This window comes from Pseudarthrobacter sp. SL88 (assembly GCF_026672455.1).
Taxonomy (GTDB): domain Bacteria; phylum Actinomycetota; class Actinomycetes; order Actinomycetales; family Micrococcaceae; genus Arthrobacter.
This window is the reverse complement of sequence record NZ_JAPPRD010000001.1, coordinates 3,672,391-3,698,327: the sequence shown is the minus strand read 5'-3', so window position 1 is coordinate 3,698,327 and position 25,937 is coordinate 3,672,391. Positions and strand designations below refer to the sequence as shown.

At 65.7% G+C, this 25,937-nt stretch carries 26 protein-coding genes, 1 tRNA gene and 2 pseudogenes; 18 read left to right on the top strand and 11 right to left on the bottom strand.

Translation table 11 applies throughout. The annotated features are described in order from the left end of the window. Window position 1 precedes the first annotated feature (1 nt). Window positions 2–1,129 (bottom strand): FUSC family protein, encoded by a 1,128-nt coding sequence (locus tag OVA06_RS16750; RefSeq protein ID WP_056082838.1) that lies wholly within the window; start codon window positions 1,127–1,129, stop codon window positions 2–4. Between the two features lie 253 nt (window positions 1,130–1,382). Between OVA06_RS16750 and pstS the strand changes: the two genes are divergently transcribed. The 4 genes and pseudogenes from pstS to pstB all read left to right on the top strand — a co-directional run bounded on the left by pstS (window position 1,383) and on the right by pstB (window position 5,508). Continuing rightward, window positions 1,383–2,504: a phosphate ABC transporter substrate-binding protein PstS gene (gene pstS, locus OVA06_RS16745; protein WP_261618567.1), complete on the top strand. Its 1,122-nt coding sequence runs from the start codon at window positions 1,383–1,385 to the stop codon at window positions 2,502–2,504. A 106-nt stretch (window positions 2,505–2,610) separates the two neighbouring features. Continuing rightward, window positions 2,611–3,544 (top strand): annotated as a pseudogene (pstC, locus tag OVA06_RS16740) (phosphate ABC transporter permease subunit PstC). Continuing rightward, entirely contained in the window at window positions 3,545–4,657 is a 1,113-nt protein-coding gene (pstA, locus tag OVA06_RS16735) for a phosphate ABC transporter permease PstA (RefSeq protein ID WP_056082829.1), read from the top strand. Between the two features lie 71 nt (window positions 4,658–4,728). After that, a complete protein-coding gene (gene pstB / locus OVA06_RS16730; protein WP_015935591.1) occupies window positions 4,729–5,508 on the top strand; it encodes a phosphate ABC transporter ATP-binding protein PstB in 780 nt (259 codons plus the stop codon). A 51-nt stretch (window positions 5,509–5,559) separates the two neighbouring features. Here the strand turns inward: pstB and OVA06_RS16725 are convergent, their stop codons facing one another. From OVA06_RS16725 to OVA06_RS16710, 4 genes and pseudogenes are all read right to left on the bottom strand, one after another. Beyond that, window positions 5,560–5,967 carry a hypothetical protein gene (locus tag OVA06_RS16725; RefSeq protein ID WP_268159839.1) on the bottom strand — a complete coding sequence of 136 codons (408 nt, stop codon included), beginning with the start codon at window positions 5,965–5,967 and terminating at the stop codon, window positions 5,560–5,562. Between the two features lie 164 nt (window positions 5,968–6,131). Beyond that, window positions 6,132–7,142, bottom strand: coding sequence for an inorganic phosphate transporter (locus OVA06_RS16720; RefSeq protein ID WP_056082822.1), 1,011 nt, complete (start codon window positions 7,140–7,142; stop codon window positions 6,132–6,134). Between the two features lies 1 nt (window position 7,143). Then, window positions 7,144–7,708 (bottom strand): annotated as a pseudogene (locus tag OVA06_RS16715) (DUF47 domain-containing protein). A 346-nt stretch (window positions 7,709–8,054) separates the two neighbouring features. Continuing rightward, window positions 8,055–8,714, bottom strand: coding sequence for a hypothetical protein (locus tag OVA06_RS16710; protein ID WP_056082820.1), 660 nt, complete (start codon window positions 8,712–8,714; stop codon window positions 8,055–8,057). A gap of 216 nt (window positions 8,715–8,930) precedes the next feature. On the opposite strand from OVA06_RS16710, the gene OVA06_RS16705 reads away from it, so the two are divergent. Beyond that, a tRNA-Lys gene (locus OVA06_RS16705) sits at window positions 8,931–9,003 on the top strand. 112 nt (window positions 9,004–9,115) lie between these two features. On the opposite strand, the gene OVA06_RS16700 is transcribed toward OVA06_RS16705, so the two are convergent. Beyond that, window positions 9,116–10,282, bottom strand: coding sequence for a GDSL-type esterase/lipase family protein (locus OVA06_RS16700; protein ID WP_268159836.1), 1,167 nt, complete (start codon window positions 10,280–10,282; stop codon window positions 9,116–9,118). A 128-nt stretch (window positions 10,283–10,410) separates the two neighbouring features. On the opposite strand from OVA06_RS16700, the gene OVA06_RS16695 reads away from it, so the two are divergent. The 7 genes from OVA06_RS16695 (at window position 10,411) to OVA06_RS16665 (ending at window position 15,326) form a co-directional block, all read left to right on the top strand. Next, window positions 10,411–10,878, top strand: coding sequence for a hypothetical protein (locus OVA06_RS16695; protein ID WP_268159834.1), 468 nt, complete (start codon window positions 10,411–10,413; stop codon window positions 10,876–10,878). A 1-nt stretch (window position 10,879) separates the two neighbouring features. Next, the gene (locus tag OVA06_RS16690) at window positions 10,880–11,080 is read left to right on the top strand and encodes a helix-turn-helix transcriptional regulator (protein WP_261618571.1); all 201 of its coding nucleotides are present in this window, start codon (window positions 10,880–10,882) and stop codon (window positions 11,078–11,080) included. Window positions 11,081–11,149: 69 nt separating this feature from the next. Further along, the gene (locus tag OVA06_RS16685) at window positions 11,150–12,169 is read left to right on the top strand and encodes a LacI family DNA-binding transcriptional regulator (protein ID WP_268159831.1); all 1,020 of its coding nucleotides are present in this window, start codon (window positions 11,150–11,152) and stop codon (window positions 12,167–12,169) included. A 108-nt stretch (window positions 12,170–12,277) separates the two neighbouring features. Further along, entirely contained in the window at window positions 12,278–13,108 is an 831-nt protein-coding gene (locus OVA06_RS16680; RefSeq protein ID WP_268159829.1) for a DUF4397 domain-containing protein, read from the top strand. Between the two features lie 122 nt (window positions 13,109–13,230). Beyond that, window positions 13,231–13,953: a class F sortase gene (locus OVA06_RS16675; protein WP_268159827.1), complete on the top strand. Its 723-nt coding sequence runs from the start codon at window positions 13,231–13,233 to the stop codon at window positions 13,951–13,953. Window positions 13,954–13,966: 13 nt separating this feature from the next. After that, window positions 13,967–14,584 carry an RNA polymerase sigma factor gene (locus tag OVA06_RS16670; RefSeq protein ID WP_200937870.1) on the top strand — a complete coding sequence of 206 codons (618 nt, stop codon included), beginning with the start codon at window positions 13,967–13,969 and terminating at the stop codon, window positions 14,582–14,584. Continuing rightward, window positions 14,571–15,326 (top strand): anti-sigma factor, encoded by a 756-nt coding sequence (locus OVA06_RS16665; RefSeq protein WP_056082793.1) that lies wholly within the window; start codon window positions 14,571–14,573, stop codon window positions 15,324–15,326. The genes OVA06_RS16670 and OVA06_RS16665 overlap by 14 nt, the downstream gene beginning before the upstream one ends. Here the strand turns inward: OVA06_RS16665 and OVA06_RS16660 are convergent. Then, on the bottom strand, window positions 15,316–15,822 hold the full coding sequence (locus OVA06_RS16660) for a hypothetical protein (protein ID WP_268159824.1): 507 nt from the start codon (window positions 15,820–15,822) through the stop codon (window positions 15,316–15,318). The genes OVA06_RS16665 and OVA06_RS16660 overlap by 11 nt on opposite strands. Window positions 15,823–15,993: 171 nt before the next feature. Here OVA06_RS16660 and OVA06_RS19805 point away from each other — a divergent pair, with 171 nt between their 5' ends. Next, window positions 15,994–16,218 (top strand): three-helix bundle dimerization domain-containing protein, encoded by a 225-nt coding sequence (locus OVA06_RS19805; RefSeq protein WP_397427745.1) that lies wholly within the window; start codon window positions 15,994–15,996, stop codon window positions 16,216–16,218. A 112-nt stretch (window positions 16,219–16,330) separates the two neighbouring features. Further along, entirely contained in the window at window positions 16,331–16,990 is a 660-nt protein-coding gene (locus OVA06_RS16655; protein WP_056082783.1) for a dihydrofolate reductase family protein, read from the top strand. 51 nt (window positions 16,991–17,041) lie between these two features. Here OVA06_RS16655 and OVA06_RS16650 read toward each other — a convergent pair whose 3' ends face one another. Further along, the gene (locus OVA06_RS16650; RefSeq protein ID WP_268159821.1) at window positions 17,042–17,818 is read right to left on the bottom strand and encodes a GAF and ANTAR domain-containing protein; all 777 of its coding nucleotides are present in this window, start codon (window positions 17,816–17,818) and stop codon (window positions 17,042–17,044) included. 573 nt (window positions 17,819–18,391) lie between these two features. Here OVA06_RS16650 and arfA point away from each other — a divergent pair. The 4 genes from arfA to rsgA all read left to right on the top strand — a co-directional run bounded on the left by arfA (window position 18,392) and on the right by rsgA (window position 22,675). Beyond that, entirely contained in the window at window positions 18,392–19,927 is a 1,536-nt protein-coding gene (gene arfA / locus OVA06_RS16645; protein ID WP_268159819.1) for an arabinosylfuranosidase ArfA, read from the top strand. Window positions 19,928–19,987: 60 nt separating this feature from the next. Beyond that, on the top strand, window positions 19,988–20,575 hold the full coding sequence (locus OVA06_RS16640; protein ID WP_268159817.1) for an HhH-GPD-type base excision DNA repair protein: 588 nt from the start codon (window positions 19,988–19,990) through the stop codon (window positions 20,573–20,575). Beyond that, on the top strand, window positions 20,575–21,579 hold the full coding sequence (locus OVA06_RS16635) for a LacI family DNA-binding transcriptional regulator (protein WP_268159815.1): 1,005 nt from the start codon (window positions 20,575–20,577) through the stop codon (window positions 21,577–21,579). The genes OVA06_RS16640 and OVA06_RS16635 overlap by 1 nt, the downstream gene beginning before the upstream one ends. A 73-nt stretch (window positions 21,580–21,652) precedes the next feature. Next, on the top strand, window positions 21,653–22,675 hold the full coding sequence (gene rsgA, locus OVA06_RS16630; RefSeq protein ID WP_268159813.1) for a ribosome small subunit-dependent GTPase A: 1,023 nt from the start codon (window positions 21,653–21,655) through the stop codon (window positions 22,673–22,675). Here the strand turns inward: rsgA and OVA06_RS16625 are convergent, their stop codons facing one another. Genes OVA06_RS16625 through OVA06_RS16615 form a run of 3 tightly spaced genes read right to left on the bottom strand, consistent with a single transcriptional unit; the run spans window position 22,676 to window position 25,861 of the window. Further along, window positions 22,676–23,926 (bottom strand): MFS transporter, encoded by a 1,251-nt coding sequence (locus OVA06_RS16625; protein WP_268159811.1) that lies wholly within the window; start codon window positions 23,924–23,926, stop codon window positions 22,676–22,678. A 5-nt stretch (window positions 23,927–23,931) separates the two neighbouring features. Further along, on the bottom strand, window positions 23,932–24,930 hold the full coding sequence (locus OVA06_RS16620) for a JmjC domain-containing protein (RefSeq protein ID WP_268159809.1): 999 nt from the start codon (window positions 24,928–24,930) through the stop codon (window positions 23,932–23,934). Then, window positions 24,911–25,861 (bottom strand): hypothetical protein, encoded by a 951-nt coding sequence (locus OVA06_RS16615; RefSeq protein ID WP_268159807.1) that lies wholly within the window; start codon window positions 25,859–25,861, stop codon window positions 24,911–24,913. The genes OVA06_RS16620 and OVA06_RS16615 overlap by 20 nt, the downstream gene beginning before the upstream one ends. Window positions 25,862–25,937 lie beyond the last annotated feature (76 nt).

Here is a 25,937-nt window from a genome sequence, read left to right as displayed (position 1 = left end):
GCTACAGCGCCGGCAGCACGTCCCGGGCCTCCTGGGCATCCATGCCGGTGGCTTCGAGCAGGTCCACCATCAGCGGCCGGAACAGCATCACCACTGTTTCGCCCTCCAACCGCTGCACCTCGAGCAGCTTCGGGTGCAGCCGCAGGGCGATCTCGCTGAGGTCGTTCCGTGCCGTGCGCAGGTGGGCGCGCCGGACGCCGTCGTGCGTTTCCGCGAGGCCCAGCGACAATTCCTCAATCGCGCCAGCGGTCTCCTGCAGCACTTCGGCGATGTTCTCGGTGGCGTCGTCGGAGAGTGCCGCATGGTTGATTGCGCTGGTGAGCCGCCGCGCGAACACGCGACTGTTGCGCAAAGCCAGGTCGATGAAATCGAGGGATTCCTTGAGCCGGTCCAGTTCGTCCCGGTGCCGCCGGTAGGCGGGCGCCAGGCGGGCCACCTCATTGGAGGCCCGCAGCGAGTGCCGCATCCCGTCCACCAACGGCTGGCAGTTCCGGCCGCGGACCAGGGCGTGCCATGCCTTGGTGGAGTCGCTGTGCGCCAACGCCTCCGCGCACTCGCGCAGCACTTCCGCCAGTTCATGGAGCAGGTTCTGGACGTCCTTCCGGGGCTCCCGTCGGGGATCCTTGGGCATCAGGATGGTCACCAGCAGGGCGCACAATCCGCCCACCACGGCGTCAATACTGCGGGTGAACGGCCCGCCGGACGGCGCCGGCAGCAGCACCACCAGCAGCGATTGCAGAGCCAGTTGGGTGGTGAAGATATTGCCGCTGTCCAGGAAACGGGCCAGCAGGATGGAGAAAAGGAGCACGACGGCGGCCTGCCAGATTCCGCTGCCCAGCCAGTGCAGGAGCAGGTCGCCCACCGCGATGCCGATGGTGCATCCCAGGCCCACCTCCAGCACCCGGCGCAGCCGCGGCTCCCGCGAGAACCCCAGCGCAATCAGCGACGATGTGGCGGCGAACAGCGGCCCGGAGTGGCCCAGCACATATTCGGCGAACGCGTAGGCACCCACCGCGCAGACCGTCATCTGGATGGCCGGAACCAGGGAATTGCGGCTCCGGATCATCCCGGTGCGGAAGCGGCCGTGCAGGAAGTGCCGGCTTGCTGAAAGTCCTGCTGCGGGGGCCATGGCGTCAAGTCTATTTGCTGCCCGGGCCGGTTCCGGCGCGCGCAGCTGCACTACGGCGGCGAATGTGATCTGCGCAATGGTGACCCGGCAAGTGTTAACCAAAGTCCCGCCGTCGTTAAGGTCCCGTTCACTTTGGGCAGCCCATCCCGTTACCTGCGGCCCATAACTTCATTGAAGGTACAGAACGTACGCATCGCGCAGCAGGGTTCCCCGTCCCTGCCCGCACTGAATATCCCTGGAAGGGGTACACCTAGTGAAGGCACTCCGCTTCGGCCGCCACGCGGCTATCGCTGTTATCGCAGCCGGCGCACTCGCGCTTACCGCCTGCGGTTCAGACAACGCCACGGGCACCACGCCTGCCGGCAACCAGACTTCCTCCGGCCCCAAGGTCACGGGCACCCTCACCGGCATCGGCGCCTCCTCCACCGGCGCAGCCATGGACGCGTGGAAGGCAGGCTTCGCCTCCGCCAACCAGGGCGCCACCGTGCAGTACTCCCCGGACGGTTCCGGCGCGGGACGCAAGGCCATCATCGACGGCTCGGCCCAGTTTGCCGGCTCCGACGCATACCTCAAGGATGAGGAGCTCGAAAGCTCCAAGACCGTATGCGGCCCCGACGGCGCCATCAACATCCCGGTGTACATCTCGCCCATCGCCGTTGCGTTCAATATCCCCAACGTCACCGAGCTGAAGCTGGACGCCACCACGGTTGCCAAGATCTTCCGCGGCCAGATCACCAATTGGAACGATCCCGCCATCGCCGCCCTGAACGAGGGCGTCAGCCTGCCGGACCTGAAGGTCACCCCGGTGAACCGCTCTGACGACTCCGGCACCACCACGAACTTCACCGACTACCTGGCCTCCGCTGCCCCCGAGGTCTGGACGGACAAGTCCTCCGGCGTCTGGCCCGCCAGCCTCCAGGGCGAGAACGCCAAGGGCACTTCCGGTGTGGTCAAGACCGTTACCGACACTCCCGGCGCCGTGACCTACGCTGACGACTCCGCTGTGGGCGGCAAGCTCGGCACCGCCTCCATCAAGGTGGGCGAGGAGTTCGTCAAGATCTCCGCCGACGCCGCCGCCAAGGCTGTTGAAGCCGGCAAGCCCGTTGATGGCCGCTCCGCCAACGACGTTTCCATCAAGCTGGACCGCAAGACCACCGCCGCCGGCGCCTACCCGGTGGTTCTGGTTTCCTACCACGTGGTCTGCAGCGCCTACGACAAGCAGGAGACCGTTGACCTGGTCAAGGCCTTCGAGAACTACGTAGTCTCCGACGCAGGCCAGCAGGCCGCCGCCGACTCCGCGAAGTCCGCCCCGCTGTCCTCCTCCCTCGCGGAGAAGGCCCAGAAGGCCATTGACTCCATCAAGGTCAAGTCCTAGCAGCCGCACCAAAACCGGGTTCCCCGCCTGCCGAGAGGCAAGCGGGGAACTTCGGCTTGGACGCAGCAATCTTTTTCGTGCCAGTTAACGATCGAAGGGCCGTCGAATGACCGCCACCTCCCTGACCAGCACCCAGGGCGCCGGCCGCACCGGGGACAAAATCTTCTCGGGGCGCCGCGCTCGCCGCCGGCTGCCTCATCCTTGCCGTCCTGTTCGGCGTCGCGCTCTTCCTGGTGGTCCAGGCCATCCCGGCGCTCACCGCACCGGCCGCCGAAATCCAGGGCGGGGCAGGCTTCTTCGCCTACATCTGGCCCATCGTGATCGGCACGCTGATCGCGGCCGTCATCGCGCTGGTGATCGCCACGCCCATCGCCATCGGCGTTGCACTGTTCATCTCGCACTTCGCCCCGCGCGGCCTGGCCGCCGGCCTGGGTTACGTGGTTGACCTGCTGGCCGCCATCCCGTCAGTGGTCTACGGTGCCTGGGGCGCAACGTTCCTGGCCCGGGAGATCTCCCCGGCCTACAACTGGCTGGCGGACAACATGGGCTGGCTGCCCATCTTCCAGGGACCCGCCTCCGCCACCGGCAAGACCATCCTGACGGCGGGCATCGTCCTGTCCGTGATGGTGCTGCCCATCATCACCTCGCTGTCCCGCGAAATCTTCCTGCAGACCCCCAAACTGCATGAGGAAGCCGCCCTGGCCCTCGGCGCCACGCGCTGGGAAATGATCAAGATGTCGGTCCTGCCCTTTGCCCGGCCCGGCATCATCAGCGCCGTCATGCTCGGCCTTGGACGTGCGCTCGGCGAAACCATGGCCGTGGCCCTGGTGCTGTCCTCCGGTGCGCTGACCGCCAGCCTGATCCAGTCCGGCAACCAGACCATCGCCGCAGAGATCGCCCTGAACTTCCCGGAGGCCAGCGGGCTGAAGGTGAGCACGCTGATTGCCGCAGGCCTGGTCCTGTTCGTCATCACCCTGGCCGTCAACATGATTGCTCGCTGGATCATCACCCGGCACAAAGAATTCTCGGGAGCCAACTAAATGACCTCCACGCTTACCCCGGTGCGCAGCAAGCGCTCTGCACTGACCAAGGGCCAGCTGCCCAAGTACGCCCCGTACATTGTCCTGGCCGCCGCCCTGATCGTGGGCGCCGCCATCCTGGCGCTCATTGGCTTCAACGCCTTCGGGTGGGGCCTCGTCTCGGCGCTGCTGTTCGCCGTCGGACTCGTATCCTGGAGCGCCGCCGTGGAAGGGTCCCGCAAGGCCAAGGACCGGCTGGCCACCTGCCTGGTGGTGGGCTCCTTCCTCGTGGCGCTGCTTCCGCTCGTCTCCGTGATCTGGACCGTGCTGGTCAACGGCGTGCCCGGGCTCCTGAACCCCGGCTTCCTCAGCAGTTCCATGAACGGCGTCACCGGCGTCTACGACAACCGGGCCGTTGAAGAGGGTGCCCCCGTCCTGGGCGGCATCTACCACGCGCTCCTGGGCACCGTGCAGATCACCCTCCTGGCCACCGTCATCTCCGTGCCGGTGGGCCTGCTGACCGCCATCTACCTCGTGGAGTACGGCAACGACGGCCGCCTGGCCCGGGCCATCACCTTCTTCGTGGACGTCATGACCGGCATCCCGTCCATCGTGGCCGGTCTCTTCGCAGCGGCCTTCTTCTTCGCAGTGGTGGGCCCGGGAACCAAGACCGGTGCAGTGGCCGCCGTCGCGCTGTCCGTCCTCATGATTCCGGTGGTGGTCCGCTCCAGCGAGGAAATGCTGAAGATCGTCCCCAACGAGCTCCGCGAGGCCGCCTACGCCCTGGGTGTGCGGAAGTGGCGCACCATCCTCAAGGTGGTCATCCCGACGGCGATCTCCGGCATCGCGTCCGGCGTCACCCTGGCCATCGCCCGGGTGATCGGCGAAACAGCGCCCATCCTGGTCACCGCAGGCTTTGCCACCAGCATCAACTCCAACGTCTTCGGCGGCTGGATGGCCTCGCTGCCCACCTTTATCTACACCCAGATCCTCAACCCCACCTCGCCCGCCAACCCGGACCCGTCGTCCGAGCGGGCTTGGGGCGCGGCGCTGGTGCTGATCATCCTGGTGATGATCCTCAACCTCGCGGCACGGCTGATCGCCAGGATCTTCGCCCCCAAAGCGGGCCGCTGAGCCGCAGCCCCTTCCGGTCCCGCAGGCCGGATGCCAGACTTCAATTCATCCCCAGTTAGTGAAGGAACACCATGTCTAAGCGCATCGACGTCAAGGACCTGAACGTTTACTACGGCGACTTCCTCGCCGTGGAAGACGTCAGCATCAACATCGAGGCCAAGTCCGTCACCGCGTTCATCGGCCCGTCCGGTTGTGGTAAGTCCACGTTCCTGCGGACCCTGAACCGCATGCACGAGGTAATCCCCGGCGCCCGCGTGGAGGGCGAGGTCCTCCTCGACGGTGACAACCTGTACGGCAACGGAGTGGACCCCGTAACGGTCCGCTCACAGATCGGCATGGTGTTCCAGCGCCCCAACCCGTTCCCCACCATGTCCATCCGGGACAACGTGCTGGCCGGCGTGAAGCTGAACAACAAGAAGATCTCCAAGGGCGAAGCCGATGTCCTGGTGGAACGCTCACTGAAGGGCGCCAACCTGTGGAACGAGGTCAAGGACCGCCTGGACAAGCCCGGCTCCGGCCTCTCCGGCGGACAGCAGCAGCGCCTCTGCATCGCCCGTGCCATCGCAGTGGAGCCGCAGGTCATCCTCATGGACGAGCCCTGCTCCGCCCTGGATCCCATTTCCACGCTGGCCATTGAGGACCTCATCAACGAGCTCAAGGACCAGTACACCGTGGTGATCGTGACCCACAACATGCAGCAGGCCGCGCGCGTCTCTGACAAGACCGCGTTCTTCAACATCGCCGGTACCGGCAAGCCCGGCAAGCTGATCGAGTTTGGCGACACCCACACCATCTTCAGCAACCCCGTGGAGAAGGCCACCGAGGATTACGTCTCCGGCCGCTTCGGGTAAATCCGGCAGCCTCGGAAAAGGGGACCGCAGGCGCTGCTTCCCCAGGCCCGCCTACTCGGGGACTTCCAGCTGGAAACCGCACCGGCACCGCAGGACCCTGGTGGGAAGGCAGACGGCGTTGAACCCGCCTCCCGCCACGCGGTTCCGGTAGCCCAGCCGTTCGATCTCGAACCCGGCTTCGTCCATGGGGTAGCCGCAGTGGACGTAGTCATCGCCGAACATGATCACCTGCGTCATGGAGCGCACCTGGTGGAGGGCAGCGGCCACGTCCGTGGCGCAGGCCAGATGCTCCTGGAACTGCCTGCAGTCATCGCAGGTGTAGGACACCGTCACCAGGTCCCCGCCGCCGGGGTCCAGGGCCGTGATCGCGTGGATAGTCACGTGGTTTTCCGTGCCGCAGGTCGCGCAGCCGAGCTGCCGTGGCTGGGGCAGCGGGCGCCGGGGATTGGAAGTAGACATGATGCCTGCTCTTTTCCGCGATGTGCATCCATGCCGCCGGTTGCAGCAGCGGCGCTAATCCGGCGGTTGCACGGGGCGCCGGACGCATCCCCGGCACCCAGCCCTGGGGGACGTCATTCGAATGTACGTCACCGGCGCGGGGACTGTACAGGAAAATGGGGCGCTCAGCCTGCCGCGGACAGGGCCAGCGCCAGCACGAAGGCGAGTGCCGCCGTGGCCACCGGGGTGAGGATCCAGAGCCCCACGATGCGGATCACCAGCTTCCGGTTGGTGACGGAGAAGTGCTGGTTCTCGCCGGCTCCCAGGACCGCCGCGGTGACGGTGTGGGTGGTGGACAGGGGCCAGTGCAGTGCCAGTGCCCCCACAAACAGCATGAGGGCGCTGTAGATCTGGGCCACTGAACCGCGCAGTGGATCCACCCGGGTGAGCTTGTAGCCGATGGTGTGGGATATCCGCCAGCCGCCAAACAGGGTCCCGGCGGTAATCATCACCGCAGACAGGAGGACAACCCACACGGGGATGCTCCCGCCGTCGGAATATCCTGCCGCGAGCAGGGCGAGCAACAGCACGGCGCTGACCCGCTGGCCGTCCTGCAGGCCGTGGCCGAATGCCACCGCGCCGGCGGCGATGGCCTGGCTGCGGCGGAAGCGCTGGTTCACCACACTCGGCTGGGTATGGCGGGCGGCCCACGTGGCCGGATACACCAGCAGGAACGCGCCGCTGTACGCCACCAAGGGGGAGAGCAGCAGTGGCAGGACCACCTGCAGGAGGAGCGACTGGTCTGCCCCGCCCACCCCGGTTCCGCCGACCGCGAGGCTGGCCAGACCGGCGCCGGCCAGGCCGCCCACCAGGGTGTGCGTCGACGGGACGGGTATGCCCCGCCACCACATCAGCAGGCCCCAGGCGCAGGCGCTGAGAAGGCCGGAAACGAGGATGGTCAGGCCGTCGGTGCCGGAGGGCAGGCTGATCCATGTCTGGCTGACGGCAACGGCCAGGGTGGCGCTCAGGAGCGCGCCCACAAAGTTGAAGAAGGCGGCCAGCAGGACCGCCACGCTGGGCGTGAGTGCCCGGTTGCGGACGGGCAGGGCCGTGGAGAGTGAGACGTCCCGGAAGCCGTTGAGGAAGGCAAACGCGGCGGTGAGGAGCACCACCGCGCCGAAAAAGACTGCCGTCACCTCACGATTCCTTGACGATGATGCTGCCCACCTTGCGTGGCGATGCGCCGCATGTCCTTGGTGACCTCCACCAGCTGGTTGGCCACGTCCCGGTTGCGGGAGTACTGGGCCCACTTCATGTCCGAGATCATGTCCGCCACCCACACCCGGTGCGTGCGCTCGGCCCGTTTGGTGAGGCGGAGGATCTCGATCCAGTAGTCCTCGAGGTCGTCCAGGTTATTCAGCCGGCGCATGGCGTCCACGGTCAGTTCAGCCTGCCTGCTGATGATCTCCAGCTGGTCCGCGGCGCGCTTGGGAAGCCGCTCGAGCTTGTACAGCGCAACCAGTTCGGCCGCGGCGTCCATCTTTTCCATGGCTTCGTTGAGGTAGCGGGACAGGGTGTACATGTCCTCGCGGGGGAGCGGGTTCACGAAGCTGGTCCGCATGTGGGTCAGCAGGGCATAGTGCAGCTCGGAGGATTTTGCGTCATGGTTGTGCATGTCCTCCACGAGCTTGGCGTGGTCCGCGGCCGAGACTCCGAGGATTTCCGCCAGGGTGCCGCTGGCCAGGACAATCTGCTGCGCCATCTGGGAGAGGAGTTTCAGCCCGGCGGGCTCCTGGGGAAATAGACGCAACTGCTTCACGTGGTTACCGGTCTCCGGGAAAAGTTCAAGGCGGGGGATTGCCGCCGTGACTTGACCCGGGCGCGCAACTGACGCTAACTCTACCGGCCCGTCACTGCGGGCCTGAAATGGGCGGACGGTAAAACGGGCAGAAAAATGGTGCCGAACCGGATACGCCTCTCGGCGGTAGGCCGCTCTAGGCGGCTGAGTGTTGAAGCCCGGGGGTTTCGCGGTTCGGCACCGATTTCAGTCTTCTACGATGCTTCGCCCAAGTCAATCTTGACAGTTGGCAGTGCTTGGGCAGGGGGATTCAGTCGAGTTCACCCAGGCGCCACGCGTTGGCGGCGTGTTCCAGGTCCTCAGCGGTCTTTACCAGCTGGTGCGAGTTGCGGGTCAGTCGGCTGGCATGGGCCTCGTTGGCGTGCTCGGCGCCGTCGGCGAGCGTCACCTGGCCGAGCGCCACCACGCGGCAGAAAGCCGCGGAACGTTCCAGCGCGACGTCGAACTCGCCGTCGAACGCGCCCGAGAGGACGGCGTCCGCCATGGTCCGCATTTCATCCGCCCCCGGCGGCTCTGCGACGCCGGCAACCACGTTGGACACCTGCGCGGTGTCTTTGCCTGCCCGGAAGTAGACGGAGATGCGCTCGGGGTCCTGGACGGTGGCGGCACGCAGGGCGTAGAGCCGCCAGAGTGCGCCCGGCAGCGAGCGGGCCGGGCTTTCGGCCCACATCTCCGCGATGGCTTCGAGGCCCTGTTCGTCCGCGAGCCGCACCAGGCGCTCGGTGATGACGGGATCGTCGCTGTCGCGGCCATGCCGCACCAGGGCCTGCGCGGCGAGGTGCGCGGCCTCGGACACCCGGGCGGGGTCGGCGCCGCCGGCGAAGGGCTCGAAGTCGATGGGGGCGAAAGGCTTGGGCTTGTGGTGCCGGTTCGCGCCGCCGTATGGCTTGGATCCTGCTTGCTCGCTCATGCCCCCACGCTACTCCTGTGCCGTGCCTGAATCGAGCATGCGGAGCAGGCGCAGGACCGGGCAGGAAAGCGGGTGCCGGTTCCGACGTGGAACGCCCGACGGCGGCGTCCGGACTGCGTGCGGAGGCGCCGGAACCATGGGTTAGAGTATTAACGTCCAGAAATGGATGGGCCGGGATGGCGAACGTGGCAGACTGCAGCGTTGACCAGCCGGCTGGGGCCTTTAGCTCAGTTGGTAGAGCATCGGACTTTTAATCCGTGGGTCGTGGGTTCGAGCCCCACAGGGCCCACCCATTCAGCGGGCCGGAAGCGTGGAGCTTCCGGCCCGTTTTTGTTTGCCCGTTGTGGCGCCGGTCCCGGGCTTGTTCGCCGGTCAGAACCTTCACGGCACGGTCCTGCGAACTAGCTTCTGACGCGCGCCTGGGCTGCCGGGGCAAGCCACGGGCTGCCTGCCGCAATAGCCGTGAACCGTTCGCCGATCAGCCCGTAACCCTCGGCGTCCGGATGCAGGCGGTCCGGGAGGAGATGTGCGTCGGCGGACCCGAAAAGCCGCAGCCCGTCCAGGTAATGCAGATTCGGATCGGACGTGCAGCGTTCGCTGACGGCCTCCGCCAGGATGCTCCTGGCGTCGCGGAGGGTCAGCAGTCCGTCGCCGGGCTTGCGGGGAACGTCGGTGGCCAGGAACTTCCCGTCCACCAGCCGTGAGGGGCCGGGGGCGTCCTCATGCTCTGGGCAGAAGATGGGCGATATCAGGACCAGCGGGGTTTCAGGGTGGCCGTCCCGCACGGTGTCCAGGAATCCGTGGAGGGCCGGTGCAAACGTGCGCCGGCGGAGGCTGGCGCTGTTGATGATGTTGATGCCCACCTTCAGTGTGATGAGGTGGGCGGGCTGGTCGCGGATGGTCCGGGCCACGAACTGGTCAAGGTGGGCGGAGCCTGCAAGCCCCAGGTTGTAAAGGTCCAGGCCGAGGTTGCGGGCGGCAATGACGGGCCACACCCCGAGCGGTGCCTCGGCGTGCGAGGACTGGCTGATGGAGCTTCCGTAGTGGACCCAGCGGGGACCGGTGCGCGCCGCTTGCTGCACTGGCCTTTCGGAACGGATGCCGTGGATCCGGGCGCTTCCCCGGTGCGGGAGCCACAGGGTGACTGTGCGCTCCTGCCGCGGCCCCGGTATCTCGAATCGTGCCGTGGACGGGGCTCCCGGGGCGAGGGTGCCGGACCCGTCCGGAAAGGTTTCCAGGACGTCCCCCTCGTGGAAGTCCCTGCTTTCGGCATGGCCATCCGAGGTGGTCAGGCTGATCACGGCTGCCTGGAGCGGACGCCAGCGCCAGGCCGCGGATTCCCGGGTGAACGTGAGATCGAGTTCGAGCCAGGCCGCGTCTGTAAGGAATTCCAGCCGCACCCCGGAGGGGGTGGAGTTGGCTTTGGCCAGCGGCACGTCGCCGCCGAACTGGGCCTGCGTCCAGGCCGGTAGGCGCCTGACCGACATTCCGCCCTCGTCGAGGGAAACGTCCAGGGCGCCTTTGATCGCAGCCGGCAACGTACCAGGCGCGCCGTGGTCCAGGGTCATACCGCCATTCCATCACGCCGGCCCGCTGATCCGACTGCACCGTCCGGCGGATGACGCCCCTTGCAGTACCCGGCAATGTAAAGCAGACTAGACATGTAAAGTTTGTTATACATATCGAGGGGGACACCATGGCAGGGCAGCAGACACGCACCAGGTGGGGGCAGGCAAGATTCGGGGGTGGCCGGATTCCCGCGGTGCTGATCGCCATTCCCGGCGGCCTACTCCTCGGGGCTGCCGGCGGTTGGCTGGCCGTGGGGACCGGCCTGGCCGGGTCAAACCCCGCCCTCGGTTTCGCGGTTTTCACAGCGTGCCTGGCAATGCCGGCGATGGCGCTGATGTACGTCCTGGTGGTCGACAGAAACTCGGTCGAAGGCGCAGTTGACCGGCCCGAGGAGTCGGTCGAAGGCAAGTGGTATGACAAGGCAGCCTCAGGATCGTTCACGGACCTCGTCCTGGTCCTGGGAGTCCTGGCCGCCGTGGCAGCATTCGTTCCTGCCGATCTTGCGGCCGACCTGAAACTGGTCCTGCCGGCAATCCTGGCTGTCTGCTTCGCCTCCTTCGGCATCCGCTACCTGCTGCTGCGCCACCGGGGCTGAAGTGGAAAACCGCGTCAACGAGTGCCGGACACGGCTCGGATGGTCACAGCAACGGCTTGCGGACCAGCTGGGGGTCTCCCGCCAAACCATCATCTCCATAGAACGCGGACGGTTTGACCCCTCACTTCCCCTGGCCTTCCGGCTCGCCCGGATCTTCGAGACCACCCTTGAAGAGCTGTTCCTTCCGGACGGGAATCCCTAGCAGGGTCCCGCTCACCACGCAGCGCGGGGCCCGGGGCGGGCTTTCCGCTCCAGCGGGGACAATAGGCAGATGGCTAAAAGCAGCAAGGGCAGGATGCCGCGCCTGGAGGACGTGGCCGATGTGGCCGGCGTTTCCCACCAGACCGTCTCCCGCGTCATCAACAACCACCCGAATGTCAGCAAAGCCACCCGGGAAAAGGTGGAGGCCGCCATCGCGGAACTGGGGTACCGGCGGAACACGGCTGCCCGGAGCCTTGTCACCAGGCGGTCCCACACCATCGGGGTCCTGGCCAGCGAGCTGTCCCAGTACGGGCCTGCCAACACCCTCCTCGGCGTGGAGCAGGCCGCCCGCAACGCCGGCTACTTCGTCAGCATCGCCGCGCTCCGTGAGGTCAGCGGAGCGGCCATCGCCGACGCCGTCAGCCACTTCCTGGACCAGGCGGTGGACGGCATCGCCGTGCTGGTGCCGCACGCCGAGACCCTCCAGGCGCTCGATGCGCTCAACATTCCGGTGCCGGTGATGGCCGTGGGATCGCTGGGCAACAGCCAGGTGAGCGGTGCCATGGTGGACCAGCGCGCAGGGGCGCGGCTCGCCGTCGAACATCTCATCGCCCAGGGGCACCGGCGGATCGGCCACGTCTCCGGTCCCGCCGGCTGGACCGACGCCGCTGAGCGCGCCGAGGGATGGCGCGAAGCACTCCACGCCGCCGGGCTGGCGGACGATCTCCTGGCGGAAGGGGACTGGAGCGCCGGCAGCGGCTACGCCATCGGCCGCAGGCTTGCGGCACGGCGCAGCGCCACCGCCCTGTTCATAGGCAACGACCAGATGGCGCTGGGAATCCTGAGGGCCTTCGCAGAGGCCGGCGTCAGCGTGCCCGACGACGTCTCCATAGTCGGGTTCGACGACCAGCCGGAATCGGGGTACTTCAGCCCGCCGCTGACCACCGTCCGGCAGGACTTCGAGGAGCTGGGCCGCCGCTGCCTGGACGTCATGCTGAAGGAAATCGAGGCAGGCGCCGGGGTCAGTTCCACCGTGGTCACGCCGGAACTCGTGCCACGGTCCAGCACCGCCCCGCCCGCGGCCGGATAGGCGGCCCACAAAAAGTTCCATGATTCTGCATCCAACTCCGCGCCCGCACCAGTAGTAGGGGTGTAAGCGTAAAAGCGCCCGGCTGACGGGCCGACCAAGGAGAAGGACATGCGAAAGAGGATTTTCACAGCAGGTATCGGTGCCGCAGCCATTGCCGCCGCGATGGCCCTGGCCGGTCCAGCCAGCGCTGCCGAAGGCGACGCCCAACTATCGGTGCTGCACGGCGTCCCCGGACTGACCGTGGATGTCTGGGTCAACGGCGACCGCACCCTGGATGATTTCACCCCGGGCAGCCTGGCAGGGCCGCTGGCATTGCCCGCAGGCGCCTACCAGATCGCGATCACCGCAGCGGATGCGGCCGACGCCTCCGCAGCCGTCATCGGCCCGGTGACCGTGAACCTCGCAGCCAACGGCAACTACACCGCCGTGGCCAACCTTGACGCCGCGGGCAAACCCACAGCCAACCTCTTCACCAATGACGTGTCCCAGATCGCCGCGGGCAAGGGCAAGCTCACCGTCCGGCACACCGCCGCGGCACCCGCCGTCGACGTCCTGACCGGAGGCAGCGCCGTGGTCACCAACCTGGCCAACCCCAACGAGCAAACCCTCACCCTGGCTCCCGGAACGGTATCCGCAGCGGTTGCCGCCACCGGCACCACTGCCCCCGTGATCGGCCCGGCGGACGTCACCATCGCCGAGGGCACCCACACCATCGTGTACGCGTGGGGCAGCCTGGCGGACAAGAACCTGCAGCTCGCGGTGCAGACCATCCCCGGCCTGCACTCCGCACCCGGTTCTGTCCCCGGCGCCCGCGACGGATCCGCCGATGCACCGGCACCGGCAGGACTGGTTCTGGGCTTCGGTGCAGCCGCCCTCGCCCTGCTGCTGGGCGGCTTCGGCACGGCCCGCGCGGTGGCAGCGCGCCGCGTCCGGCAGTAGCGTCCGGGAACGGAAAGACCGGCCGCCCGGCGTACCCTGCCCACCTGCGCCGGGCGGCCACCCACCACAAAACCACTACTCCCCGTCGGGCCCGGCGCCCGGGACCGAGAAAGGCCACAGAGATGAACGGACGCACGACGACGGCAGGGGAGTCCCGCCGTCGCCCGTCAGTTGGGGTGCGGATCGCCGCCGCCGCGTCAATTGTGGTCCTGACCGCCTGTGCGCCTGCCGGCCAGTCCTCAGCACCGTCCACTGCACCCGCCAGCACAGCAGCTTCCGCAGCAGCGGCTGCCACCGATGCGGTTCCCGCTGCCCCGGGCACCACTGTCCCGGGCGCGGCCGCCCGGCCGGGTGCGGTGCCCATTCCCGTCCATCCGGCCACCCTGGGCGCTGTTCCGGCAGACCCTGCGCCAACGTCGATCTCCATTGCCGGCACGGCCATCAACATGTCCGTGGTTCCCGGGGGAGTGTCCGGCGAAGGCGCCATGGAAATCCCGGACGCCTTTGACCGCGCCGCCTGGTACCGGTTCGGACCGGCCCCGGGCGCGGTAGAGGGGGCGGCCGTCATCGCCGGCCACATCGACACAGCCTCGGACAGGGCTCCGTTCTCGGCCCTGAAATCGCTGGCCGAGGGGACCGCCGTCCGCGTGGGCCGTGATGGCGCCCCGGACCTCACCTACCGTGTGGTGAGGGTGGAACTGATGGCCAAGGACAGGTTCGACGGCGGCTCGCTCTTCCGCCGCACCGGCCCCCACGAGCTCAAGGTGGTCACCTGCGGCGGACGGTGGCTGGACGAGCGGATGGACTACAGCGACAATGTGATAGTCACCGCGGTCCCCGGGTAAGCGGTGACAAGCCATGATTCTCGTCACCGATGCCGGGAAGGAGCCGCGTGTGACCTCTCCTGCGCAGGCCTCCCGCGGCTGGGATGACGGACTGACCGCGTCCTTCCTCGCCGGTGACGAGCGGGCTCTGGCGGCGGCCTACCGCGAATTCGCCCCGCTGGTGCACACCCTGGCCCTCCGTTCCCTGTCGGACCGGTCCGCGGCCGACGACGTCACCCAGGAGGTCTTCATCCGGGTGTGGCGCTCACGGAACACCTTCAAGCCGGAGTTGGCCCGGCTGCCCGCCTGGATCGTGGGTATCACCCGGAACGTCATTACCGACGCGCACTCGGCGACCGCACGCGAAGTGCGCAAGGCCAACGCGGTGGCCGGGGCCGGACTGGCCGCCGGAGAATTCGGTGCCGGAACAGAGGCCGCAGAGGTCCTGGCCGACCGGCTGCTGTTGGACGGCGAACTGGACAGGCTGGGCGAACCTCAGGGGTCCATCATGAAGCTTGCCTTCTATGAGGACCTGACGCACGAACAGATCTCACGGAAACTGGGCCTGCCGCTTGGTACCGTCAAGAGCCACATCCGCCGCAGCCTGACGCATTTGAGAAGCCGATTGGAGGTAGACCATGCCGCATCTTGATCCGGAACAGTTGAGCCTCCTTGCTATGTACGAGGGCTGGGAGGACGCGGACGGCCGGGAGCACCTCGGCGTCTGCCCCGAATGTGCCGCCGACTACGCCGCGCTGCGCCGCACAGTTGACGCGGTGAAGACGACGCCGGATACCGCCAGCCTGTCCGTTCCCGGACCGCACGTGTGGGCCGGAATCCACCGGGAACTTGGGCTTGCCGAGGCTGTCCAGGAGGACCCGCTGGGTGGAGCCGCTACCAAGCCTGCGGACTCACCTGCTGGGCCGGCGCCGTCGAACGTTATCGCCTTCGGCCCGCGGAAGAAGGCGTGGTGGCAGCGCACCGGGACATGGATCGCCGCCGCTGCTGCCGTTGTGATGGTTGCGGCAGGCGGAATCTGGGTGTCCACCCGGCCTGCCCAGCCCATTCCGCTGGCGCAGGCCCAGCTGACGCCGCTTGCCCAGTACTCCGCTACCGGATCGGCGAAGGTGGTGGAGGCTGCGGACGGCTCGCGCCGACTGGATGTCACGCTGGATAAGGACGAGGCGCGGGGCTACCAGGAAGTCTGGCTGATTGCCCCGGACCTGTCGCGGCTGGTCAGCCTGGGCATCATGAACTCGGACTCGGGAAGCTTCGAGGTGCCCGCAGGCCTCCAGCTGGCGGACTATCCGATTGTGGATGTCTCCGACGAGCCGGTGGACGGGAATCCGGCCCACTCATCGGTCAGCATCGTCCGGGGGACGCTCACTTCCTGACCGGAACGCCGGCGTCCGTAGCTATCGGATTTCGTTGGCTTCGCCGTGCGGGGATTTTGTCCAGCTGCCGGGTGGCGAAAACCGTCAGCAGCGCCGCGGCCATGTGCAGGTACAGGAGCAGGTGAAGATCGTGCGGCACGGCTCCTTGGGTATGGCCTTGGTTTGCCGTACCTGGGTCCTGGACCGGCGATTGCCCGTGATCATGGGCCGGTGCGTCGAATCCCGTGGAAACCGAAAAGTCAGCGAAGGCGAAGTGCAGCAACTGCTGGGCGATCCCCGCGGTGAGGAGCAGGCCCCACCCGGGAAGCCGCCCGGGCTTGCCGATGGCGGCCGCCATGCCCAGCAACGCTGCCAGCGCCACCACAATCGGTAGTGCGGGTGAGGCCCCGCCGCCCAGGACATGCGCCAGCAGTCCGAGCCCCGCGGCGATCGGGCCAGGCAGCCAGGCCAGGGCCGCAGCGGGTATGCGCCCGGCTTCGGCTCTGGTGGTGCTCACAGGTTCCCCTCAATCCATCCGGCTGGCAGTTCCAGTGGACCGTACCCCGAATTGCTGCTGATGAACGCTGTTTCCCGTCGACTGCTTGTGCCAACGCGTGGACTTTTACTAGTTATACTAGATGCTTGACTGGCTAGTGAAAATTCTGAAGCTTCGACGAAGAGGTCAAGGGTGGAGTGCAGTGAAGAGCAGCGGGCTCTGGTGTCTTTGATCAACGCCCTCGAGGGCAGATTTCCTTCGTGCTCCCGCGCTGAAGTTGAAGACGTGGTGTGCGAGGAATATGCGGCGTTCAATTCGGGGCCTGTGAGGACGATGGTTCCCCTGTTCGTCGAGCACGCGGCCGTTAAGAGACTGCGGGGCAGGGTGCTGTATTCGGCTGCGGACTTGGGGCGATGATGGACTGGCTCGCACGGACCAGCGCTGCTGCTTCCTGGCCGCAGGCTCTGGAGCTTCCGGGTTCATTGCCCCTAAGGTGATCTGACCAGGTCAGCACACCCCAGGAGATGACATGTCCCTCGTCCGCGTGCACAACTTCTCGGTCTCCCTCGACGGCTTCGGCACGGGTGAGGGCCAGCAACTCGAGGCCCCGTTCGGCCATGCCGGATCACGGCTCATGGAGTGGGCCTTCGGGACCCGTACCTTCCGCGCCATGGGCCTCCACGGAGAGGGGCAGGCATCCTTCGGCGTCGATGAGGCCTTCGCCAGCCAGTGGGGCACCGGAATCGGCGTCGAAATCATGGGGCGCAACAAGTTCGGCCCCCAGCGCGGGCCCTGGGAGGACGAAGAGTGGAAGGGGTGGTGGGGCAGCAACCCCGTCTTCCACACGCCCGTCGTTGTCCTGACCCACCACCCCCGGCCGGTCCTCGAAATGGAGGGCGGAACCACCTTCCATTTCGTTGACGCCGACCCCGCAACGGCGCTCGAAAAGGCCCGCGAACTGGCCCCCGGCCTCGACGTCCGGATTGGCGGCGGTGCCGGCACGGTGCGGCAGTTTCTTCAGGCAGGCCTGATCGACCACATGCATATCGCCGTGGTACCCATCATCCTTGGCCGCGGCGAGCGGCTGTGGGACGGGCTGGAAGGACTCGACGAGCGCTTCGACATCGAATCCACCACATCGCCGGCCGGAGTGGTGCACATGGTCTTCACCCGCCGCGCCGACGCATAGCGCGGCCCGCGTCGTGTCAGTGCAAGGCCGACGGGCGGGCCTGCCTCCGGGCTAGTGACCGAAGTGGGATTGCGGGGGCCCCTCGGGCAGCCGCTCGAGGATGTCCTCCGCAATCCTGCGGACCTTGATGTTCCGGTGGCTCGAGGCCTTGGCCAGGATGGAAAACGCCTCGTTGTAGGAACACCGGTTCTGGGCCATGATGACGCCGCACGCCACGTTGATGGAGGTGCGGCTGTCCAATGCCGAGCGCAAGTCCGAGGCCACGGAACGGGCTGTATGCAGGTCGAGGGCCATCCGCAGGCTCCGGGATGCCAACCCTGCGAAGGCGCGGGCCTCGGCGATGACCTGCAGGGGGAAAGCTTTGGAATCCGGGGCGAAGAACGCCAACGCAGCGTGGGTTTCCGCGTCCGCGCCCGGTGCTTCACCGGATGGGCCCGAACCCCCGGCATCGCCTGAACCGTCAACCCGGAGCCTTATGCCCAGGACGCTGCCAAAACCGGCAATCTGAAGCTCGCTGCAGTAGCGCGGCCAGCGGAAATCCCCGTGCCGTTGAAGAACCGCCACGGGATGGCCGCCAGCCAGCACCTCGCTGGTGGGGCCCTCCGCCGCCTGCTGCTCCCACGCCATCATCCGCTCCGCGTCCCGCGATGTCCCCGTAATGGCGGGAGACCGGCGGGGCTGGGTCAGCACCACCGCACATTCGATCCGCGTGCCAGCTGACTGAAGCGCGCCCGCCTGCTGGGCACCTGCCACCGACCGGACCGCAGCGGCGGCCAGCCGGTCAAGGGAATCGGTCAGTGAGTCTGCCCCGGTGACCAGATCAAGCAATATCGCCTGGCTGCCGTCATTCCGGCCAGCCTGTGCTGTTTTCGAGGCCGGACCGGTGGAAACCTGCGTGCTGCCATGCGGCGCAACCGTCGGCAACCCGGCGGCAGGACGCGGTCCATGAGGGCGCGAAGAAAGAAGAGGGCCGGCGACGGCTGGGGGAGAGGCCTTGGTCTCAAAGGCCTCCTCGTCGCCGGCCCCGCTTAGTACCCGGGTGCGTTGACCCGGGAAGTTTGGGCTCACCTGCCGTGCGTGCATTGCCACTCTCACACCCCCTGGTGAGCTAAGTCCTGCAGGGGCAGAAAGACGCCCTGTCCCTGTGAAAAACCTAGTGGGCTGTCCGGGGCCGGAGAATGAGTAACGGTACTCGACTTTCAGATTAGGTATTACTTGGATACTCGAAACCGCTACTTGCTTTGCGCGTAGCCGCAGGTGGGACGCCCGGTGCCGCTTCAGCTCCCGGCCGGGCTGCGAAAAAGTTTCTCTCCGGCGGCCATTTCGCGCCGCACCCTTGACTCAGATCACCGCAGCGCCAACAATAATTTCTATAACGTTGTAAATCAAAAGAAAACGAGGATGTTTTTCGTGGCAACCCCTGAACCGGCAACCGCCAAAGTAACCCTTGACCCGGCCTTTACCGTTGGTCCAGTCCGCCGCCGCACGTTCGGCGCCTTCGTGGAGCACCTGGGCCGGTGCGTCTACACCGGCATCTTCGAGCCCGACCACCCCGATGCCGATGAGGACGGTTTCCGCCGTGATGTCCTGGACCTGACCCGGGAACTCGGCGTCTCCACCGTGCGGTACCCCGGCGGCAACTTCGTCTCCGGCTACCGGTGGGAGGACGGCGTGGGGCCGAAGGACCAGCGGCCTGTACGCCTCGACCTGGCCTGGCACTCCACAGACCCCAACCTGGTGGGCGTGGACGAATTCGCGGCGTGGTCCGCCAAGGCCGGCGTGGAACCCATGATGGCCGTCAACCTGGGCACCCGCGGCATCCAGGAGGCGATGGACCTGCTGGAGTACTGCAACATCGACGGCGGTACTGAGCTTTCCGACCAGCGCCGCGCCAACGGTGCACAGGACGGCTACGGCATCAGCATGTGGTGCCTGGGCAACGAGATGGACGGCCCGTGGCAAATCGGCCACAAGAACGCCCTCGAATACGGGCGGCTCGCGGCGGACACGGCCCGCGGCATGCGGATGATCGATCCGGACCTGGAACTCGTAGCCTGCGGCAGTTCCGGTCCCACCATGGACACGTTCGGCGAATGGGAGCGCGTGGTCCTGTCCGAAACCTATGAGCTGGTGGACCTGATCTCCGCCCACCAGTACTTCGAGGACTTCGGCGACCTCCAGGAACACCTGGCTGCCGGGCATAAGATGGACGCCTTCATCAAGGACATCGTCAGCCACATCGACCACGTGAAGTCGGTGAAGAAGTCCACCAAACAGGTGAACATCTCCTTCGATGAATGGAACGTCTGGCACATGAGCCGGGCCGAGTCCAAGGCACCCTCCGGCAAGGACTGGCCGGTAGCCCCCGTGCTGCTGGAGGACACCTACACGGTGGCAGACGCCGTGGTGGTGGGCGACCTGCTGGTCACCCTGCTCAAGAACACGGACCGGGTCCATTCCGCGAGCCTGGCCCAGCTGGTCAACGTCATTGCCCCGATCATGACCGAACCCGGCGGCCGCGCCTGGAAGCAGACCACCTTCCACCCCTTCGCCCTGACCTCCCGGCACGCCGCCGGCACTGTCCTGCAGCTCGCCGTCGAATCCCCGCTGGTCAGCGGCGGCACCACCGCCGGCGTCGCCGCACTGTCCGCCGTTGCAACTTTCGACGCCGGCAAGGGCGAGGCGGTGGTGTTCGCCGTCAACCGCTCGGCAACGGACGCACTCACCCTGGATGCCGCCGTCGCCGGCTTGGGCAACGTCCGCGTGCTGGAGGCGCTGACCTACGCCAACAAGGACCCGTACTGGCAGGCAAGCGCGGACGATTCTACGTCCGTGGAGCCGGCGGAAAACGTCACGGTCAAGGCCGACGGTGGCCGCCTCACCGCGGAGCTCCCGGCGGTGTCCTGGTCCATGATCCGCCTGGCGGTGGGCAGCTAACACCCCGGGTCGGTGACGGCGGAGGCGCCCTTATGACGACGGCGGCCCGCAGGTGGGAGGATGGACGGCATGGAGCTGCACATCACGGGGGATCCCGCCGCGGACAAGTTGTTGAGTGAGGACGCCTTCGCGCTGCTGACCGGCATGCTGCTGGACCAGCAGGTGACCATGGAATCGGCGTTCGCGGGGCCGGAAAAGATCAGGACCCGTATCGGAACCGTCTCACCCGAAGCCATTGCCGGCCATGATCCGCAGGCCTTCGTGGAGATGTTCAAGGAACGGCCCGCCGTCCACAGGTTCCCCGGTTCCATGGCAGGCAGGGTCCAGGCGCTCGCCGAAGCCGTGCAAAGCGACTGGAACGGCGACGCCACCGCCATCTGGACCCAGGGCGAGCCCAGCGGCGCCGAGGTGCTGAAGCGGCTGAAGGCCCTGCCCGGGTTCGGTGACCAGAAAGCCAAGATCTTCCTGGCCCTGCTGGGCAAACAGCGCGGCCTCCAGGCGCCGGGCTGGCGGGAAGCTGCAGGCCATTACGGTGAGGACGGCTCCTACCTGTCCGTTGCGGACATCGTGGACCCGGACTCCCTGGTCAAGGTGCGGGCCAGCAAGCAGGCGGCCAAGGCCGCGGCGAAGGCAGGAAAAGAACGTTAATGGCAGTAACCATGAACGACGTTGCGAAGGCTGCGGGTGTCTCACTGAAGACCGTCTCCAACGTCCTGAACAACTATGAGTTCATCCGCCCCGCCACCAAGCAGCGGGTGGAAGATGCCATCGCGGAGCTGGGTTACGAAGCCAACCTCACCGCCCGCAGCCTGCGGTCCGGCAAGACCTCCATGCTGGGCCTCGTCCTCTCGGACCTTTCGGCGCCCTACTACGCCGAACTCGCCTCCAAGCTGATGGACGCGGCAACCAAACACGGCTACCGCGTCCTGGTGGAGCAGTCCGCCGCGGAGGGGACGGCCGAATTGAACGCCCTCCAGGGCCCGTTCCGGCAACTCACGGACGGCCTGCTTTTCACACCGCTGTCCATCGGCGCCGACGCCATTGCCGAGCGGGCCGGATCCAAGCCCCTCGTGATGCTGGGCGAACATATCGTGGACCCGCGGTTCGACCTGGTCACCATGAAGAACGAGGAGGCCGCCGCCGCGCTGACCTCCCACCTGCTGGCGGGAGGCCGCCGTCGTATTGCCGTTATTGGTGCCACGCCGGAGGAATCCACCGGCACCGCCGGGCTGCGCCTCAACGGCTACCGCACCGCCTTGAAGAACGCTGGAATTCCCTTTGACCCGGCGCTGATCGCCCCGGGTGAGTGGCGCCGCGACGCCGGTGCCGCCGCCGTGGCCGGGCTGCTGGAAGCGGGCGTGGAGTTCGACGCCGTCTTCGGCCTGAACGACGTTCTGGCGCTCGGAGCGCTTCATGAACTCCTGATCCGCGGCGTCAGGGTGCCGCAGGAGGTGGCAGTTGCCGGCTTCGACGACGTGGACGAAGCGCGCTTCGCCTCACCGTCCCTGACCACCGTTTCGCCCGGGATGGGCGAGATCGCCGAACGGTCCATGGCGCTGCTCCTGGATCGGATCGCCGGCCGCGAGACCGCCGACGCCGGAGTGCACGTTGAAGCCGAATTTCAGCTGAGGATCCGGGAATCTGCGCCGTAGGAGGCCAGCGAGTGCCTGAACACACGAGACCCGATGATCGGGCCAAGGAACCGTCAAGGGCTAGAGGTGGACAATGACGGAACGTACAGACCTCGTAATGCTCGGCTGGACTCCAGATGACGAGGAATCATTCCTTGAGCAAACCGAAGCGCAGATCGCCCGGGTGGCGATTGTTCACGGCGGGCATGCTGAGGTGATGTCTGCGTCAGGAACGGAAAATGTAACCGAGACAGTTCTCTTCAGCTCGACCCTCGATACAACTCCCGTTGCTGGTGACTGGGTGGCCGTTCTCCAGGGCACGATTGTTGAGGTAGCTCCACGCCGGACATCCATGGCCCGGCCCGATCCCGGGGGTAACCGCACTCAGGTTCTGGCCGCGAATATCGATCTCATTTTGGTCGTTGTCGCCGCCGATCCCATCCCCAGCCTCAATGCCATTGAACGCATGCAGGTTATGGCGTGGGACTCGGGGGCTACACCGGTTCTGGTGTTGACCAAGGCGGACCAATGCTCAGACCTGGATGAAGTGCTTGAACACGTTGCCCCGGTCAGCAGCGGTCTTGAGACCATCGTGACCAGCATCACTGACGGACGAGGGCTCAGCCTCCTGCACGATCGGGTGGAGAACCTGACTACAACCATGCTTGGGGCCTCTGGCGCAGGCAAAACCTCTTTACTGAACGCATTGCATGGCACTGATGCAGCAACCGCTCCGGTCAGGCGTGACGGTCAGGGCCGCCACACCACTACTACCCGGCGGTTATTTCCCATGCCCCGGGGCGGTGTAATGCTGGACATTCCAGGGATTCGCTCGTTGGCGCTCCAGGCGGGCCAGGAGGGCATTTCCGACACCTTCGCCGACATCTCCGAGCTCTCATATCACTGCCGTTTCAGCGACTGCTTGCACGAACGAACCGCGGGATGTGCCGTCGCTGCGGCTGTCGCCGACGGTCGTCTGTCCGCGCGCAGGCTTGACAGCTGGTTAGCCGTCCAGCGCGAACTCTCGTTCCAGGAGCGGCGTCGCGACCCCGCAGCTATGGCTGAGCAGCGTAAACGATGGAAGCAGGCCACGAAGATGAGCAGAAAGAGCCGGTAACTAGCTCACCGGGGTGGGGAGCGGCCGGGGAGTCTCTGCTGTGGGCTGCGGCGCGAATGTGATCACTACACCCATAAGGGCTACGGCGCCGGCAACGCCTGCACTGATCAGAAAAGTAGCATCGGCGGCACCCGCCACCCCAAAAAGCAGCATTCCGGCAGGAACGCCGACGGTGTTAACGATCTGATCCCGAACGGCAAACGTGTGGACTTGGTCATCGTCACCGATGGACTGGCCCAGGGTGTCCCACTGAATACCTGAAGCAGTTGTCAGGGCTGCGCCCAGGAACCCCACGGCCCACAGTAGAACCGGCACCGGGACCAGCAGGAAGCAAAGCAGCTGCGTTGCGATGCTCAGGCAACAGAGCAGGTGCAGGTATTTCCATGGGACTTTTTTGAGGAAGCCCAACAGCGACGACGCCGAACCGACAAGCGAGCCGGCAGCCATAAATGCTGCCGTTACCGCCCACGTTGCGGCAGAGTTCTGCTCGATGACGAGGGTAGGGCCCGCCGTCCCCAGGAGGCCGATCGTGAGCGCGACGAACAGCCAGGTGGCCAGTCCTGTGTTGATGCCGGGAGGAAGTTTGGCGCGGATTCTTTTGTTGCCATTGCTGGCAGACGCCTCAGGTGTGGTTTGGCTTGGCGACTTCGACAGCCGAAGGCCGGCCAGGACAACGATTCCGACAAGGAATCCAATTGAATCGATTAGGAGAATGGCTTGGAAGCCAAGTGACAGGAAGACCAGTGAACCAAGGAGTGGTCCGGAGATGGCGAACACGTCTCCGAGCACTGAAAGCCACGCATTGACGCGTCCCCGCTGCTCCAAGGGGATCAGCCGGGGAATCACCGTGAACCGCGCCGGTTGGAAAAAGGCCAGTGCGATTCCATAGACACCCGATGAAATGGACAATGCAGTGATCGCCCCAGTCGGCGGACTGTCGGTTCCCAGTGTCAGAATCCAGCCAAGCAGTCCGGCTTGGGCAATGAACCGCACGAGATCCGAAAATATCATCACCCGCACGGGATTCCGGGCCGGGCGAATTCGCTGGACAGCAAACACTCCGATGAATCGTCCTGACCAAAGGGAGAGAAGGACCACTGTCAGGCCCCACCCGGAAGGCTCCAGCCTGTGACTTTCCAACGCGAAGGCGATGGGGACGAGAGATCCGCCGAGCCCGGATACCAAGGCCGCGGTAAAGAGGCGAGGAAACCCTGCGATTTCGAACGGTCCGGTGAAGCTAAGTCCTTTCATTGACGTCACTGCGCTGGGTTGTGGAGGAGGCCGTTTTCGAACCCAAAAGCCCAGAATTGAAGCATTTCCGTTTCGTCAATGCCGCAAGCTTCAGATGCCTGGGCCGGCGTCGTTGCCGGCCGTTTGGCCAAAAGGTGAAGAACGTCTTCGAACCTGGCCGGAACCGCGAGCTGTCCAGCTCCGGACCACACCCGCAGTTCCGCCGAGCCCTCCGAACATCGAGGTACATGGCTCACTGCAAGGCGTGCGGGCGTGGCGGCGTCTATGAGGCGGGTGTTGATGGAGAACGGCAGCCCGGAACCGCGGCGGCGGACAAGCTGTGTCCTGGCCGCGTCGTCTGCGAGTTCCTGGAATGGTTTACCGCCAAACCCTTCGAAAGCGATGGTCAGGTGCATGGACATTTCACCAAGACCGTGGACATCATGTGGCGTTGCCTTGGGGTAGAACGAGACCGATCCGGGCGTGTACACGGCACTTTCCGGAGCTCCGACGGTCTCTGCGGCGTGACGCCACTCCTTTCGGCCAACAAGTTGGACGATCACAAACGCGTGATCATCGCGATGCATGTCGAAGGCCGATGATGATGCCTGCGTAATGTAACACTGGACCCAGCATTTGGACCCCGTTAGGGCTTCCACCCGCTCTTGGATGGCTTGCGCCGCGGGCACATGATCGTTGACGTGGTCGAAAACTACCGTGGCCCCTTGTTGGAGATAGTGGTGCAACACGCGGTCTTTGACCGTAACGTGGTCGATTAAGCCATCTCCGGTGCGGCTGGTAAGGAATTGGGCTGGATGGAGGTCCTTGCCAGCGTGAATCACGCGTATTGAAAAGCGGGACGTACCTACTTGGCCAAACGCATTGAAAAAAATGCCTGCCAAGCGAGCAGTTGATTCTTCACTTAGTATGTTGCGACGGGAAACGTAGGAGCCTCCATCATGGACAAGATCCAGTTGGTCCAAAACTTCAAGTAGCTCATCATTTTCAAGTATTTGGGTGGACAATTGCGGCCCCGATCATAACGAGTTTGGCGATCACAGTGCGAATTGCGGGCGGCGAAGCCGCTCCGAAGGCGGCCACTATGCTGGCGGCTGTGTTTGCGGTGAACAAATTACGCTCGGTACTGCTGAGGGCAACGTACTTGCCATGGGACCGAAGGCCGTCGGGACTTACTTCCAAATCAACGGAATCCACGAGTCTGACAGGAGGAGGAACGGCAGCATTCGTGATCCGAGAGACTAGATCTGAGTCGTGTTTGGGGACCAAAGCGGCGCCTGCTGCAAGTTCCGAAACAGATGAGCCGAGGCTGCTGGTGTTGTGCCCTACGGTACTTATGCCCAGAAACATGCCTGGACCATTTGCGTGGAATATATGAGGTTGCCTGGCCCGGATAACAGCGATGTCACCTGGAGCGAGCTTGTATCTCGTCGAGTCCGCCAACCATTCTTTCCAATCCATAGAGATCCCAAAGAATGCCTTGGCATCATCCATTCGTTGGCCATACCTTGCCCCCTCCGGCCAGGTCACAACATCCCTCCCTGCTCCGTCGAGGTCAAGAATTATGGAGTGCTCGAAATCGACATGCGCACCGAAAGCTGTCCATCCGGCTGCTGTTGAGACGAAGGCATACACGTCGGTGGTCACTACGTCGTCGCCGGAAACAGTGGCTGGAAGGGGCCTCGAGTCTTCGGTCAGGCAGCGGCGGATGTTGTCATTCCAGGCCGCGACGTCGTTTAGTGCAAGAACTGCGCCATTTCCAGCGATTTCTCGGAGTTGATCCTGAGGCTTTCCAGCGCCGGCTTTCCACCGGCGGGCAACCTGGTTGCACGCGCGGTAGTCCAAGGTGCCGTCTTTGAACACCCTGTAGCGGGGCTCTGAAGTCTGAGATGTCAGGGCACGGTCGATTGCTACCCCGAGTTCGTGTGAGAGGTCCACTTTCCCCCAATAATTAAACGAAAAGCAGGCGGGTTCCGGGCCGTAGCCCGGGACCCGCCGGCCAGTCAGTGTCCTA